Annotated in this window: 11 protein-coding genes, 1 tRNA gene and 1 pseudogene; 4 read left to right on the forward strand and 9 right to left on the reverse strand. The window is 47.3% G+C overall.

Features of this window, described 5'->3' with window-relative positions; genetic code table 11:
- Positions 1-6 precede the first annotated feature (6 nt).
- Positions 7-798, forward strand: coding sequence for a hypothetical protein (locus tag E7745_RS13985; RefSeq protein WP_136409074.1), 792 nt, complete (start codon positions 7-9; stop codon positions 796-798).
- 314 nt (positions 799-1,112) lie between these two features.
- On the opposite strand, the gene E7745_RS13990 is transcribed toward E7745_RS13985, so the two are convergent.
- Together E7745_RS13990 and E7745_RS13995 are read right to left on the reverse strand one after the other, a co-directional pair.
- Positions 1,113-1,186, reverse strand: a tRNA-Ile gene (locus E7745_RS13990).
- A gap of 218 nt (positions 1,187-1,404) precedes the next feature.
- Positions 1,405-2,958 carry a potassium/proton antiporter gene (locus tag E7745_RS13995; RefSeq protein ID WP_240740326.1) on the reverse strand — a complete coding sequence of 518 codons (1,554 nt, stop codon included), beginning with the start codon at positions 2,956-2,958 and terminating at the stop codon, positions 1,405-1,407.
- A 128-nt stretch (positions 2,959-3,086) separates the two neighbouring features.
- Between E7745_RS13995 and E7745_RS14000 the strand changes: the two genes are divergently transcribed.
- Positions 3,087-3,839 carry a nitroreductase family protein gene (locus E7745_RS14000; protein ID WP_124076309.1) on the forward strand — a complete coding sequence of 251 codons (753 nt, stop codon included), beginning with the start codon at positions 3,087-3,089 and terminating at the stop codon, positions 3,837-3,839.
- Positions 3,840-3,970: 131 nt separating this feature from the next.
- Positions 3,971-5,182 (forward strand): IS4 family transposase, encoded by a 1,212-nt coding sequence (locus E7745_RS14005; RefSeq protein ID WP_136409075.1) that lies wholly within the window; start codon positions 3,971-3,973, stop codon positions 5,180-5,182.
- Positions 5,183-5,356: 174 nt separating this feature from the next.
- Here the strand turns inward: E7745_RS14005 and E7745_RS14010 are convergent, their stop codons facing one another.
- From E7745_RS14010 to E7745_RS14020, 3 genes are all read right to left on the reverse strand, one after another.
- Complete coding sequence (locus tag E7745_RS14010) at positions 5,357-7,609, reverse strand: hypothetical protein (protein WP_124076461.1); 2,253 nt, start codon at positions 7,607-7,609, stop codon at positions 5,357-5,359.
- A complete protein-coding gene (locus E7745_RS14015; protein WP_136409076.1) occupies positions 7,606-8,166 on the reverse strand; it encodes a T9SS type A sorting domain-containing protein in 561 nt (186 codons plus the stop codon). Before E7745_RS14015 ends, E7745_RS14010 begins: the two co-directional genes overlap by 4 nt.
- 347 nt (positions 8,167-8,513) lie before the next feature.
- The gene (locus E7745_RS14020) at positions 8,514-9,923 is read right to left on the reverse strand and encodes an IS66 family transposase (RefSeq protein ID WP_124076457.1); all 1,410 of its coding nucleotides are present in this window, start codon (positions 9,921-9,923) and stop codon (positions 8,514-8,516) included.
- 247 nt (positions 9,924-10,170) lie between these two features.
- Here E7745_RS14020 and E7745_RS14025 point away from each other — a divergent pair, with 247 nt between their 5' ends.
- Positions 10,171-11,400, forward strand: a complete 1,230-nt coding sequence (locus E7745_RS14025) for an ISAs1 family transposase (RefSeq protein ID WP_240740327.1) — start codon at positions 10,171-10,173, stop codon at positions 11,398-11,400.
- Between the two features lie 356 nt (positions 11,401-11,756).
- Here E7745_RS14025 and E7745_RS15125 read toward each other — a convergent pair.
- From E7745_RS15125 to E7745_RS14045, 4 genes and pseudogenes are all read right to left on the reverse strand, one after another.
- Positions 11,757-12,638, reverse strand: a pseudogene (locus E7745_RS15125) (transposase).
- A 133-nt stretch (positions 12,639-12,771) separates the two neighbouring features.
- Positions 12,772-13,122, reverse strand: a complete 351-nt coding sequence (locus E7745_RS14035; RefSeq protein ID WP_107032970.1) for a transposase family protein — start codon at positions 13,120-13,122, stop codon at positions 12,772-12,774.
- A 575-nt stretch (positions 13,123-13,697) separates the two neighbouring features.
- Positions 13,698-14,705 (reverse strand): porin, encoded by a 1,008-nt coding sequence (locus E7745_RS14040; protein WP_124075910.1) that lies wholly within the window; start codon positions 14,703-14,705, stop codon positions 13,698-13,700.
- A complete protein-coding gene (locus tag E7745_RS14045) occupies positions 14,702-15,400 on the reverse strand; it encodes a hypothetical protein (protein ID WP_136409077.1) in 699 nt (232 codons plus the stop codon). Before E7745_RS14045 ends, E7745_RS14040 begins: the two co-directional genes overlap by 4 nt.
- Between the last annotated feature and the right edge of the window lie 131 nt (positions 15,401-15,531).

Here is a 15,531-nt window from a genome sequence, read left to right on the forward strand (position 1 = left end):
CGGACTATGAAAGCTTACATCCTTACATTTGTTATCTGCCTGGCGGCACCGCTGGCGGGTTTCGCACAGCGGGAAGTGCCGGACACAATCAGTCTGCGCTGCGACTCATTGGCTAAATCCATCAATATCGGCGGTTTAGTCAAAAGCGACAATCTGACCTCATACATCGGTCCGACATTTCAATATGCCCCTGAGAGCACCCCGCTCGTCGATAATAGTGCTTCAGCTCCTTTAAAACTGAATATCCCCGATTTTACCTTTGCTCCGGGACAAGCTTCAATCTTCCGGTGGACAAATGGGGAATTCATAGCCTCGGGCGGTACTACGGTATATCCGGGACTGATGCAGATTGACAGTGGTGCTCTCCGTGTATTTCATCAATTTGGTAACTTTGACATATATGTTGGAGGGAAAGTTAACAAGTATGGATTTTTCAGAGGCATACACACTCAATACGGAGTGGATGGAAGCATCACATATAATTTATCTCCGACAACCTCATTCACAGCATTTGGCACATACTATTTCGGCAGACCGCCTATGATTGGCGGCGGACTGCCAATGCCACCAGCAATGGTTGGCTACTACGATACGTCTAAATTCGGAGGGTACGTCAACCAATCGTTAGGCGAGCGATTTGGGGTTCTTGTCGGTGTCCAGACCGTCCAACAGGTGTACATCCAGGAATACCGTCCCGAACCAATAGTTACTCCCTACGTCAAAGTAGGCACCGGAAAGAAAAAAGTAGCAATCGGCCTCCCTGTTGGTCAAATTCTACACGGCATACTCACAAGATAGCTATCTGCAACGAGAGCATAGTTTAACATTTCTCTTTCGCAAATATATTCATCTATTTTGGTTTGGTTCGGGCTTTATATATGCCCGGTTAAACCTAAACCTATATATGGAGGCGGGGCAAAAGAAAATGGCTCCCCATAATTTTCTTTTTCCTCAGCTATAGTTTGAACACAGAATTTGAACACAAGGGCATGAACACGGCGGCTGTCAATGGCGGCTGAAATGAGTTGGCGCGGAGTTGTGTTCATATTTGTGTTCAAGATAAAAGAAAAAGCAGCTACGATTTGTTTCGTAACTGCTTGATTTTTAGGAGGTGGTCCCACTTGGGCTTGAACCAAGGACTCCCTGATTATGAGTCAGGTGCTCTAACCAACTGAGCTATAGGACCGTGCCTTTTGTTTGTGGCTGATGTCAACTGCGGGGCTGACGGGGCCTCAGGCGTTTTGCGTTGCAAAGGTAGGTATTTTTTTGTTTCCGTCAAATATGTCAGGCGCTTTTTTGCTTATTTTTTTATCTGTGATATTATAAGGTTTTGATTTTGACCTGGTTTTCAGATGGATTTATTTTGTCTTCGGCCTGGTTGCTGGGGTTGCTGTCAGGGAGTTTCTACACTTTTCCGGGTTTGTTTGTGCTGTCTTCCTTGATGATGAGGAGGGTGTCGCCGGGCTGAAGGTTGCGTGTGCCGTTGGGGACTATGTAGCGGTTGCCGCGTCGGATCATCATGACGAGGTTGCCTGGGGGGAGCTGCATGTCGCGCAGGGTTGTGGCTTTGGCGAGATGGTCGGGGGTGAGGGTGAGGGTCTGGAGGGATGTGGGGAGTTCGTCGGCGAGTTCTACGCCGAAGTCTTCATTGTCAGGGTTGTCGGTGGAGATCAGGTCGAGGCGGCGGGCGGCTGTGATTACAGTGGTGCCCTGGATGAGCAGGGAGAGGATGGTGATGAAGAATACGATGTTGAAGATCTGTCCGGCTCCTTCTATTCCTGAGACTATGGGGTAGGTTGCGAAGATGATGGGGACGGCTCCGCGAAGGCCTACCCAGGAGATAAAGGCTTTGGACCGGAGGCTGATTTTGTGCAGTGGGGCGAGGGTTAGGAATATGCTCAGGGGGCGTCCGATGAGGATCATGAAGATTCCGATGAGGAGGGAGACGGCGGCTACGTCGATCATTTCATGGGGGTTGACGAGGAGGCCGAGCATGAGGAAGACTACGATTTGTGCGAGCCATGTCATGCCGTCGAGAAATTTGGTGATGCCGCGGTGGTTGGGGAGGGTGGCGTTGCCAAGGACTATGCCGCAGATGTAGACGGCGAGATAGCCGTTGCCGGCGAGGGCTGTGGTGGCTGCGAAGGTGAAGAATACGGCTCCGATCATGAGGATGGAGATCATTGATGTGGCTTGTCCGGTGTCTTCTTTTGACTGGGCGTTGGCGTCGATGCGTCGGTAGACGGCTATGAGCCACAGGGTGAGTTTCCCCATGAGAAATCCGCCGGTGGCGCCGACTCCGAACTGCAGGATCAGTTCAATGATTATGGATCCGGCTGAGAGTTCGCCGCCGAGGGTGATGGTTTCGATGAGGATGATGGTGAGCATGTAGGCCATCGGGTCGTTTGAGCCGCTTTCGAGTTCGAGCATGGGGCGCAGATGGTTGCGCAGGCCTACTTTCTGGCTGCCGAGTATGCCGAAGACCGAGGCGGAGTCGGTCGATGACATCGTTGCTGCCAGGAGCAGGGATGGGATGAAGGCGAAATGTATGTTTGTCCAATCCATGCCGGAGAGCCACCAGATGAACAGTCCGGTGAGCAGTGCGGTCAGGAGGACTCCGATGGTCGAGAGTATGAGTCCGGGTACTATGACGGGGCGTATTGCCGAGAGTCTGGTGCCCATGCCGCCTGAGAAGAGAATGATGCAGAGGGCTATCATGCCTATGAATTGGGCGGAGTGCATGTTGCTGAACTGGATGCCGACTCCGTCTGTGCCGAATGCCATGCCGACAAGCAGGAAGATGAGCAGCAGCGGCAGTCCGAAACGGTAGCTTGATTTGCCTATGAGGACTCCGGCTATCAGGAGAATGGAGCCGATGAGGATTATGTTTTCAGAGGTGATGAGTTCCATAGGCACAAAGTTAGTCGATTTGGCAGAGGTGTGCAAGAGCGGAGTCATGAAGGGTGTCAGGTGTGAACAAGTTCGGTTAGATGTTTGTTTAAACGACATATATCCGGATCTATCCGGGATTGTGCCGCCATATCAACGTCTATACTCCCTATTACTGATAAATTTGGTTACCTGACATGAAAGATGTGAAAGATACACTTTTGGACCGTCGCTCCGTGCGCCGTTATGAGCGTGAGCCGATTACCAACGAGCAGATGGCTTTGATCTACGAGGCTGTCCGCAATACTCCTACGAGCTACAACGGGCAGCAGTTTTCTGTGATTGATATTACTGACCAGGATGTCAAGGAGCAGCTCTACGGCCTGACGGGTCAGAAGCAGATCAAGACTTGCAGCCATTTTCTGCTTTTCCTTATTGACTATCATAAGATTGCTCTGCTCAGCGAGGAGAAGGGGATTGATATCCCCGGTTTTACCAATACGGCCGACGGGCTGATTGTCGGGGTTGTCGATGCGACTCTAGCTATGATGAGCGCGCTGACTATGGCTGAGTCTCTTGGGCTGGGTACATGTCCGATCGGTTATGCCCGCACGGCGGCTCCTGAGGCTGTGGCATCGCTGATGAAGCTTCCCGACAAGACTTTTGTGGTCTGCGGGATGGCTCTCGGAGTGCCGCGTGAGCATCCTGATCTGAAGCCGAAGCAGCCTGTGGACCTTGTGGTCCATAAGAATCATTACCGGCAGGACAGCGAGGCGATGATTGACGAACTGAAGGCTTATGATGAGACCGTCAGCGAGTATAACCGCACCCGCGAGGGTACGAAAAGCGACAACGACTGGGCCGGACACATAGTGGGCTATTACCGGGAGGCTATGAACTACCGCATGTTGCGCGCTCTGCAGCGGCGAGGGTTTGACATCACCCGCTGAGAATGGCCCGTATAGAATTATTACTGTCCGCTAAACTTATTTTGAGCGATTGAAAAATTAGGGCTGACACCTATTGCAGGAGTCAGCCCTAATTGGTTATTTTGGTGTCGCCAAACAATCCATGAATAACCATGAGTAAAAGTAGTAATTTCTTCGGACAGCCGATATATGGACAGCTGATAAAATCACTCAATCGTGAAAAAATTGTTGAATTCAGCCGAAAACACGGCGGAGAGAAGTATGTAAAGAGCTTTGACGGCTATACGCATCTGCTTACGATGCTCTATGCCGTGATCCAGCGCTTCGACTCATTGCGTGAGATAGAGACATCTATGACAGCGGAGGTTCGCAAACTGCACCATGTCGGAATTGATACTGTACCAAAGCGCAGCACCCTGTCGGATGCAAATGCCCGACGGTCAGAGAAGTTCTTTGAGGATGTCTATCGCGACCTGTATGCAGCCAACAAAGACATTCTTTCATCGGACAGCAGACGCAACGGGATAAAGCAGCTTAGGATTATCGATTCCACTACAATCACATTGTTCTCCAACGCTATTTTCAAGGGTGTTGGTCGACACCCCAAGACGGGAAAGAAGAAAGGCGGCATAAAGGTACACTCTGTCATACACGCCAACGAGGGGGTTCCCTGCGACGTGCAGTTCACTTCGGCGGCGACCAATGACTCTTTCATGCTTGCTCCGAGCCATTACAGCCACAACGAGATAGTCGCTCTTGACCGCGCCTATATCAATTATGCCAAATTCGAGGAACTGACGGACCGTGGCGTTGTATATGTCACCAAAATGAAGAAGAACCTAAGTTATGAGGTACTTGTAGACTGTATGCATCAGAACCCGCAGGGACTGATGGAATACCGTGAACAGGTCGTGGTGTTCCGTAAAGACGGTATAAACCACATCGCCAGAATAATTACATACGTTGACATCAAGAAGAACGGGAAGCCAAAACTCATATCGCTTCTGACCAACGACTTCGACATGCCGCCAGAGACAATCGTGGCGATATACCGCCGCCGATGGCAGATAGAGTCTCTTTTCAAGCAGATCAAACAGAACTTCCCCTTGAGATACTTCTATGGCGAGAGCGCCAACGCCATCAAAATCCAGATATGGGTTACACTCATCGCAAATCTGCTGCTGTCAGTACTTCAAAGCAAACTCGAAAGACGTTGGAGCTTCTCAGGACTGGCTACAATCGTCAGAATTGTGCTGATGTATTACCTGAATCTCGAAAAGTTCCTCAATCAGCCCGATGCAGACCTGAAAATCATGCTCGCCGAAGCATCGGAATCGCCTCCCGAAGTTCCTGAAAACTGCTGAGGGGGCTTGTCAAATACAAAAAGTAAGCCCAACTTCTGCCGTTCAGGAAGTTGGACTCGCCTTTTTATGGTTTAGCGGACAGTAATAGTATAGAATAAACAGACGAGGGCGTATCAGATTTCTACAATCTGATACGCCCTCGTCTGTTTATTCTATATTTTCAGAGTGCAGGAGCTATTTTTTCCAGCGCTGGTCGCCTATCGAGAGCTTGTAGATTTCGTGGTTGAGCACTTCGGGGGTCTGCTTGTAGCGCAGAGCCTCCATGATATTGTCAGGGGCTATATGGTCAAGCGCATTGCATGAGGTTGGATTGTGTGATGTGTATGGCGGATTAGGATTGGTGAACAGGTCTGTTGCCATGAGCGGGGTTGCTCCAACCTTAACCACTAAATCATCGGCTGTGCCGTTGTTGTTATTGGCAAAAGCTCCGAATGAGTTCTTTGAAGCAGAGAACGCAACGGAAGAGTTAGTGAATATACCGTTATTTGCAAGGTGTTTGTCTCGGCATCCTACCGAATAGTTGTCCTTGACATCAAACGAGAATTTTCCACTGCCATTGACCAAGCGGATGTCGGCGCCTGAGAAGTAAAGATTACGGGTGTCGTTATCTTCAGCTGCAAGGACGAAGAGATTGCGCTGTACTGACATATAGGACCCTCCGGGAATATAGCGCATGCTTATCAGATGACGGTCTATTGAACGTGTCGAGAAGTTAATAAATGTATTGTTTTCGATGCGTATATTCCATTTTGTGTCCTCACTCCAGTTAAGATTCTTATTATTGTCAGTGACAAGATTCGAGCGAGGTGAGTCATAAATAGTATTGTTGGTAAACTCAAAATTGTTGAACATATTGTTTGTGACATTTCCAGGACCGGCAAACCATGCATATCCTTGGCCTCTGGCATCATAATAACCGCAGTTGTAGAATAGATTTCCGTCAACTTTGACTTTTAGGATGATGTGATTGTTACCCTGCCCTCTGACAAAACCTCTGATGAAGCCTTGGAAAGTACAGTTTCTGATTTCCAATGCCTGTAGAGTGAATGGATTTGCAGATGCCAAAGAGTTAATAAAATAATTAGATGTCACTGAGCCTGAACCGTAATTCTGTGCTGCCGGTGCTGAGAAGTCAATTCCGTCAAACACGATTGGAGCAATGTTTTCAGGAGATTGGCTGTTGCCCGATTGACTCAGTGAGCCGAGCATCATGTTTGATAAGTTCGCAAATCCCACTTTCGCCCTCTTGCCGACGGCATAGTCCTCAGGCCGTGTGGCAAGAGTAAAGCCTTTTGACATCTCTACATTAGAAAATATTGTATATGTTTTGCCACCTTCGAGATAAAACACCTGATTTTCTGCGTGGGCATCATTTGCCATATATTCCGATAGAACGGTGCCGATATCGGCCGATGATACTACGATTGGAGTTGAGGAGTCAATTTTGCTGCGGAATGAGATTGAATTGTAAACGGCATCACACTCCCACCTGATGTTTGAGTTATATGCGGCTACGCTATAGAGAGCACCTTCGTCAAGGTCTGTCAGAGTTATCTCTCCTACTTCGAGATCTGATGCGGTGACAGGAAGGTATTTAACCTCGCCGGTAAGAGAGTTTCGCAGTTTTAGCTTGTCGACAACGAAACGGTTGCCATTCAATTCGAAGTGAGAACGTATCTCTGCTATCTCATCGGCAGAATAGAGCGATTCGTCAAACAATGTATTCAGTTTAAGGGTCACACAGCCGACTCCGGACGATACAAGACTGACGACTGTCGGTACGATGTAACGGGGATATGTCACTATTGACAGGTAATTCCATTGTGGAAGACCGAAATTTATACGGGTAGACCATTCGGAGTGAAAGTTCTCTCCCTTGGGAGATAGTGTGCGTATCGCAAAACTATAAGTTGTGTTATATTCAAGATGTTCGATCAACAGGTCTGAGTCTCCGGCGCCTACGATTGTATCTCCTACCATCTTTTCGCTGTCGGTCCAGTCGATTTCATTGGCGGTGATGCGATATCTGATCTGATAACCAGCCGCATCATCGACCGGACGCCACATCAGACGAATGGCGTTATTGCCGGTTCTCTGCATGTCAAGACATGTAGAGGGCATATATCCGGGCATAAGATAGGTCAGCTCAAAGCCTTTGAGGAGTTCAAGATTGTAGGTCGCTTTTTTCTCACGGTCTTGTGCGAATGAAAATCCACCGTATACGGTAAATGTCTGGGAATCAACATCAAATGCTATGGAGTCAATGTCATTGGTGTGGAGTTCCGGCGAAAGATTCGACTGGCCGGGCAATATGCCGAATTCCTGGGAGGTGACAGGAATGAACTTGTGTATGCGGTCAGTGGACAGTTGCGCGAAGGCTGATGAAGCGCCGAGAGCAAAGGCGCATAATGTCAGTGTCTTTTTCATCTCTTGGTAATTTTAAGTGAATGAGAAGAGATATTTACAATATAGATTCCGGGCTGGAGCGATGCTAGCGAGAGGGTGATCGAGCCGACACTTTCATCTGTGACATCTGCGCCGCACTGCCGTCCGTTGAGATCAAAGACTCTCACATCACTGGATTTGAGTGACTCGCTGCCTGTCACTTTCACAAGATCTCCACCAAGGGGAGCTATGACAATGGCGTTGCCAGACGCAATGATGTCAGCGATGGCAGATGTGGAGTTGGTTTCGATAGGAGCCATGTCCTGAAGATCTTCAACTTCAAACGTGTAGACTGATGGTGGTGCGGTCACTCCGGGTTCTCCGGTTTCCTTTGGCGGGAGCTTTACTTTGAGTGCGGTAGGGGTGAATGTCATTACGGGCAACAGTTTTTCGTCTCCATTGTCGGATGCGGTAAGGTCAAGCACTACGCTGCGGCCATCTTTGAACTTGATTGTCAGTTGTGTGGTTTTGGCCGATGCCGGGAGGCATGTGCACACCGACAACGCAGCGGCAATGATCAGGGGCTTAAATTTAATCATATAAATGACTGGCTGTTTAATTTGGAGGGGTATCAGACAAATAGCAACGCTTCAGCAAGACTATGATTTGACACAGCCTCCGGTTATTAAGAATATTGGATATCAGGTTAAATAAATTGATTGGGCTAAATTATTGAACCCAAAGAAAAACAGATAGGTTTTAAGCAACTCAACAACACTTAAAAATGAATAAGATGACAGAGTTTCGGTATATTAAGTGTGCAAAAGTAAGCATAAAAAATTACCCCCCCCAATTTTGTTAACATTTATTTTTGTTTATTAACTTGGGAGGGGTGAGAGGTAACTATTCAGCGAAAACAAAGGATGCGAAGATATAGCCCGTCAGTTTAGACGAGCGCCAATATAGCATCGAGAGGAGATTGTCCGTTTTTCCAGGCCGTGTCAGCAATGGAATGTAGTGCGTGGAAGGCATCGGCACCGGTACCGGAGCGGAAGCATCCGGATATTTTCTGCTTGACCTTGAGTTTTCGGATTCCTCGTTCCGACGCGTTGTTGTCAGATGGTATGGCCGGATTCTCAAGGAAGTTGAATATGTAATCCCGACATCTGATTATTCCCCGTTTCAACTCATTAAACTCTTTGCGCAGACTGTCAAGGTTCTTTTTGAGCAACTCATCCAGCCTCGTCAGCCAACTGTCTTTAGGGATTACCTCATCGGGTTTCTCATTCCTCAGGTGTATGGCTCCCCGCAACAGTGTCTGCACATCTTTTGCCCAGGTCTGTTTCTTGTCTATATCATTGAGATATTCGAGATTCCTCAGCAGATGAGCCAGACATATCTGATTGTTGAGGAAGTCAATGGCGAAGTACGCTCTGTGGCGGTCTGTCACCGCGACCATATTCTTCAGTGAGTCGCCGAAGCGCTCCTCAAGGACCTTGGCGCCACGGCCGGCTCCACGAAACACTATAGTCAGATACGTTGTCTGCGCAATCCATGACCAGTTGAGTTTCCCATTGGTGTAACATCCCGATTCATCGAAGCCCACTACTGCGGATGCCTTTATCATACGTTCTATCAAGGCAATGGCAGGACGGGATTTTTCAAGCATCTCACGGACGATATTGGCCAGCGTTCCCTGACTGATTCTGACATTGAACATCGTCTCAAACAGCGACTGCAACCGTTCGTAAGGCATGCATTGCACCACACTCAGATAGGTCGCAATGGCACGTATGTTTTTACCGAAGGTAATGGCGTTTCCGCCTCTGCGGCGCGGTGCATAATCACGATTGCAACATCCGCAGCTACAGACTTTTTTATAAAATCTGCGTTCACGATAGATAGGCTGTATCTGAGGCAGGTCTATCTCTTGGCTGACATAATCAAGCTCACCTTCAACACCCGACAAATCGCGCCCGTACTCACTGCAATATCGGGATGACACTTCCTGGATTTCGTCAGGCATCTCCACCTTTTTGCGTGTCGTTCCTTCATGCCCGGATTGACCGCCGACAGGTCTTTCTGATTTCTTCCGCAATGATTTTGTCCTGCGTTCCACCTCAGCCTTTATCGGTTCTTTCGATGGCGGAGTACTGCTGTTGCCGGAGTTCTCCGGCGGCTGTTCATACTTCTCCAGCCGCTTGCGTAGCTCACGGTTTTCCTTAAGTAGTTTATCTATATTTCGGTTAAGCGAACATATTTCGGCATGCTGGGAATCAATAGTTCCCCGTAACTCCTTCAGCTCAGACAATAGCCCTGCCAAAGTTGAATTTATGTCGTTAACCTGTTGTTTCACAGATACAAAAATAGCAATTTTATCTGACATACACAAACAAAACCACTATTATTTTGATGATACTCCCACGGCTCTTTCATTTAAGATTTAGTCTCATTCCCGGAAAATGTGTTATTTTATAGTGGTAGCTGTATGGACGCAGGGATGTTTTAGCCTCTGATTTTCAATAAAATAAATACTTTAAAAATTGGTCAAATGGCAGCTTTTTCGTAACTTGTAGGTGATAATCAAAGAGTTACGCCAAAAAATGAAGCCACTTGACCAAGTCTGTTCGACTGACGCCTATGCGCCTGATCATACCGCAAAAGTACACAATAAATTTGACACAAGGCGCAGTATCATGGAAGAACTTCGAGCGTTTGCCTCATCCGTGCCGGATTTCCGTAGATTGGACAAAGGCAATTTCCGTCACAGCCTCAACGATATCATCATGCTGATGATACTCGGACGTATGGCCGGATGCATCGGACGAGCCGAGATATTGGAGTTCGGCAGATACAACCTCAACAAATTACACAAAATGGGCCTGTTAAGGAACGGCGTACCATCTGAGGCCACGCTTTGCCGTGTGGAGAACGGCATCAACGATATGGATATGGCCGACAGGATGCAGCAGTTCGCAGACATATTCCTTGAAAGACTTACTTGCGCCAGCCGCATCATTGAAATAATCTGCATAGACGGCAAGGCTGAGCGTGGCACCGTCCAGGAAAACGGGCGTAGCCCGGATATTGTCTCGGCCTATTCGTTCAACACCGGCATAACACTCGCCACCGAAGCCTGTCAGGAAAAGAGCAACGAGATAAAGGCCATACCGATACTTCTTGATAAAATAGATGTCGCAGGAAAGATTGTCACAGCCGACGCAATGTCTATGCAGAAGGATATTGTCGAGAAAATCAGAAAGAAAGGCGGAGACTTCCTGATAGAACTCAAAGCCAACCAGCCGTCATTGCGATATGGCGTTGAGGACAGGCTTGCGGGACACACACCGGTATATTCTTACACCGAAGGTCCCGAACTGGCCCACGGCAGGATAGAGACGAGAACCTACCGCGTATATGACGGACTGGACATTATCGCAGACAAGAAGAAATGGGGCGGAAACATGACCATCATAGAGTATGAATCGTCCACAGTCAAAAAGTCAACAGGAGTACACACCTCAGAAAAACGCCTGTACGTCAGCAGTATGCCTACGCATACTCCGAAGCCAGGAATCTTCGTGCGCAACCACTGGTCAATAGAAAGTATGCATTGGGGGCTGGACCACAATCTTCAGCAGGACAATATAAAACGCAAGTCAACAAGAGCCGCCAGAAACCTCGATACCATACAAAGAATAGTTTACTCGGTGTTCTCAATATGGAAAGGACTTCGCAAGAAACAATCGGATAAGAATAAAGGCATAGCCGAACTGATCAGACATATCTCGATGAGCTTTACCAGACTGATGCGATTTTTAAGTCAAAAGTGAAAAAAATAAGATTTTAACGAAGAGATAAACAACTGAAATACAGATATAACAGATTACCCGCTTCAGCTCGAAACGGGTAAGGGCAGGTATACACTTTATTTTATCTTAAATGAAAAAGCCGTGATGATACTCAGAGAATTATTCTAAAATTGTTGCTGACCGACCTGATTGTGTTCGATTCGCTGAATAGTTACGTTGACAACCCTTTGGCAATCGGAGGCTCCTACGAAAACAAACAAGCCATTCGGTGTTCCGGATGGCTCGAATTATGTGTCGAACTTATAGCGTTCGAGATATTATTTCAGTCGGTTTTGAATCCGGGTCAGCGGATTTTTCCGGTGGGCGGAAGGGAGATGTCAAGAGTATAGAGTGGACAGTCTGAACATAAAGAACTTTATGTCGCCGACACCCCGGGACTGTGTCCTGAACGCCTTGATTTTTGCATTGAAGGATTCTGCCGAGGCATTTGTGAGCCTTCGCTCGAAATAGTTGATTATTGTGGTGTTGTGGTTCTCGAAAGTCTCCAGGACTTTGTTGAATTCATTGTTCCTGATGGCCTCCACTTCGTTGTACCATCTGGCGAGATTCAGTCTGGCAACTCCGGCAGAAGTCTTTTCGTTGAATATGTCCACAAGCTTTAGAAACAGTCCGTATGCCTTTTCCGGATCGGGGAATATCCTGAACAATATTCCGGCGCGTATCTTCTGCTGTACGTTCCATTTTGATTTGTGCTTGAGTATGATATGCCGGCTGCGTGCCATTATCTGAGGCATGGTCTCGCCATTCTCCATCCTTTCGGGTTCCCACTGTCCGATCAGTTCGCGTTCTTCTTTTGAGGTTGCATTCTTTCGCCTCCGGCGATGCTCCCTGATTGCCTTGTTCTCGGCATCGAGCACCTCCCAGCGGTGTCGTATCCTCAGCTGGTCAACGGCTTCGGAAATGAGTTGCTGGACATGGAAACGGTCATTGACAAGCGATGCGCCGGGAAACACGTTTCTGACAGTCAGCATCATGGCTCAAGAAAGGTCTGTCGTAACCGTTTTTACCTTAAGGCGCTGCCTCAAAGGAACTTTCCGCAGTATTGCCGACACTGTGTCACTTGACACACCACGGACCATCGCCGCAAGAGCCCCTTTGCCTCCATGCGCGGCCTTGTTGGTCAGTATGGTATAGACATCGCCATTGCTCAGGCAGGTCTCGTCAAGACTCATGTCCGCGCCGAAATTTTCAGGATACAATATGTATTCATCGGCATGGTCAAGCTGGTCCCATGACCGATAGTCGCTGATCACTTCCTTGTATTGCTTGGGCAGTGTCTGTCCGTTCAGACCGTTGCGTTCGGCAAGAGTGGAGATGCTGACGGGAGTGCTCTCAATCTCCCTCTTTTAAAAAAGCGACGAACTCGGCGTTAAGCCTTGTGCCGTCGAATTCGGATACATCCCATTCATAGCTGAATATCTCGCCGGTGGATTTGTCAAGCCACTTGCGCTTCCGCACATGCAGGTATGTGGCACGCCCCCTTATGGGATAATCCTGTATGGTTCGGTAATCACCAAAACCGTAGCAGATTATGTTTTTATTGTACTTGTCTTCGCTAAGTTGTTCATTCTTCTCATCAAGCCAAATGTCGAAACGGCTCTCGCTTTTTTCAAAGCGGTCAATGTCGAAGTTGTCTATCAGGACTTCGGGGAGGATGGATCTGAGTAGTTGGTCTGGTTTCATTTTGCAAAGATAACACTATACTCCGACATCCCCCTTCCGCCCACCGGAAAAATCCGCTGACCCTGTTTTTGCCCAAAGTCGAAAATTCTGCGTAGAAACGCCGGTTGGGGATAACGAAAAGCCTCTGAAATCGTCTGGATTTCAGAGGCTTTCTGCATTTTGATGCTTTGTCTTGTGACCCCGGAGATTTCGGGGTTATTTCATCTGTTAGCACTGGCTATCAAAGAGTTGCAAGCAAGAGTATAGAGCCTACTCACTAATGGCTCACTCCGCTACTTCAATGTTCTTCACCGTTATGATGATACGGTAATGCAAAGGTAATGCTTTATTTCCAATCATCAAAGAGCCAAAGCGTTAAAAGTCCTTCGGACTCACGAGTATAGAAATTTTCCGGCTCACGGTTCAAAATACCAAATCCATATATTCCATAAGAGAATGGCTTTTGCCGACTCACGGTTGATTTGCCGTGCTGTTTTCAGCCGAAAACGCTTCCTGCGACTATCTTTTGACAGCGGTTATCTCATCGGTCAGCAGGTGTAATCAAATGCTGTCGGTTTTGTCTTTTTTGCCATAAGTCAAAAATGGGCTACAAATTCCATGACTATCTTATTCTGTTCTGAAATTGCCGGAGTTACTCCTTTGTTATAAAAATATTGTTCATAGTTGAGGCGAATATCTGCCTGTAATGATTTCTTTCCCAGACTCAATGTAACACCTCCAGTCAGTCTATGCCTTTCAGGATCATCTACTTTGAGATTGCCGGATTCATCTTTCGTACCTTTGCTGTGATCTGACATATAGTCATACCTTCCGAGGAATGATATGGAAGTCAGACCTTTTTTCATCGGAAGTCGATATGCGGCAAATGCGTCAACCGCATTTACAGGCGTGAAAGAGCCGTGGGCATAGTGCTTGCGGAGATATTCCGCCTCGATGTGCCATCTCCGGTTTTGCCAGTAGACCCCTGCATCGTACATCATCACGTTCACATCCCCGGCATTTGCCTTCTGGCAACTGAGTGTGATATTAAATTGCCGGGCAATCATTGTCTGCGCCTTGAACGAGAAATTATAGTTGTTGGTCCAGAAATGTTTTTGATTTGTCAGTCCTGAGCCGTTGAATATACCTCCTTCAAGCGTAATGGGCATACGGTCGTTGAATGTCCACGATGCTGATGCCCCTACATCGCGCACATTGCCGACCTGCTTTGCTATGAAAGAACGATTGGCGAAATACTGTAGATGAGGTGAACGATGGGCATCAATGGTAAACGGCACTCTCATCTGACCGAAGGTGAACTTTAACACGTCTTTAGGTTGCAGACGTATATATGCGTCAAGCATCTTTATAGTACCCTCGTCCGAAAGGTCTATCTCGGCTTTGTATCTTACAATAGGAATCACCTTGCCATCCACGCTCAGACGCGCATTGCGTATCTCAAAGCGTCCCTTATCTATTTGAGGCTCATATTCATATTTGGCCCGGATAGTCCCGTGTATTTCAGGGATAAATGGATTTTTATCCTGAGCCACGGCAGACAATGCAAATACTGACAATGCCGTCATAATTAAAATCCGTTTCATGCTGTCATTGGTTTATTGCTTGTTTTAATGTTTTTGATTGCCTGTAGAAAGGAACTGATAAAGGAATGAAGATAATACAAGAGCATCAGATAGGAATATGAGGGGGCTCCTTCATCAAAATCTTCATGGGTCATCCCTTTGGAATGTATGGCGATGCTGTGTTCGATAAAATCTTTCTCCAAGCCCGCATCTCCATTAATCTTCACTGTATCAACATCTGAACTGAGTATGCTGTCAGCTAATTGAGACAGTCGGACAATCCCTCCACGAATTGTTTCGATCTCACATTTGTAAGAGATAGGTATATAGCCATCCGGGGACGTGACAAGATGACGTGTGATTTCGGCAATCTTGTCCGTAGCCTCAAGCATATATTCACAATATAGCGCAGTCTTGCCGATAGTATCGTCAGTGTCTGCCGAACTATTCCGGACTTTATCGCTGATTATATCAATGGTCTGCGAACCGATTCGATGATTCTTGCATACCGCAATATTATCATTGTTTGAAAGACATTCCAACGCTTTGTCGATAATCGGACCGCATGACTGCATCGTCATAGTCAAGCAAGACTTTTCAACAGGACGGGCGGGGATAAAACAATACATTTCCTTGACCTTACGTCTGCGTATATGCCGTCGCAACATAATGATGATTCCGGCCAAAGCCATTATCGAGAGAACTGTAACGTACATGATTTATAGTATTTCTTTGATACAAAGTAACCGCATTTTTATTTCACGTTTATATCGGAAATATTAGATAAACATTAAATCTATCAGTCAATTACGACATAAAAAAGATGGGAGATATGCACTCCCATCTC

The organism is Duncaniella sp. C9 (assembly GCF_004803935.1).
GTDB lineage: Bacteria > Bacteroidota > Bacteroidia > Bacteroidales > Muribaculaceae > Duncaniella > Duncaniella muris.

Excerpts from the sequence above, each read along its gene's own strand:
- E7745_RS14040 (WP_124075910.1), bottom strand. The coding sequence starts at position 14,705 with ATGAAACGGATTTTAATTATGACGGCATTGTCAGTATTTGCATTGTCT.
- E7745_RS14015 (WP_136409076.1), bottom strand. The coding sequence starts at position 8,166 with ATGATTAAATTTAAGCCCCTGATCATTGCCGCTGCGTTGTCGGTGTGC.
- E7745_RS13995 (WP_240740326.1), bottom strand. The coding sequence starts at position 2,958 with ATGACTCCGCTCTTGCACACCTCTGCCAAATCGACTAACTTTGTGCCT.
- E7745_RS14025 (WP_240740327.1), top strand. The coding sequence starts at position 10,171 with ATGAAGCCACTTGACCAAGTCTGTTCGACTGACGCCTATGCGCCTGAT.
- E7745_RS14045 (WP_136409077.1), bottom strand. The coding sequence starts at position 15,400 with ATGTACGTTACAGTTCTCTCGATAATGGCTTTGGCCGGAATCATCATT.
- E7745_RS14005 (WP_136409075.1), top strand. The coding sequence starts at position 3,971 with ATGAGTAAAAGTAGTAATTTCTTCGGACAGCCGATATATGGACAGCTG.
- E7745_RS13985 (WP_136409074.1), top strand. The coding sequence starts at position 7 with ATGAAAGCTTACATCCTTACATTTGTTATCTGCCTGGCGGCACCGCTG.
- E7745_RS14035 (WP_107032970.1), bottom strand. The coding sequence starts at position 13,122 with ATGAAACCAGACCAACTACTCAGATCCATCCTCCCCGAAGTCCTGATA.
- E7745_RS14010 (WP_124076461.1), bottom strand. The coding sequence starts at position 7,609 with ATGAAAAAGACACTGACATTATGCGCCTTTGCTCTCGGCGCTTCATCA.
- E7745_RS14000 (WP_124076309.1), top strand. The coding sequence starts at position 3,087 with ATGAAAGATGTGAAAGATACACTTTTGGACCGTCGCTCCGTGCGCCGT.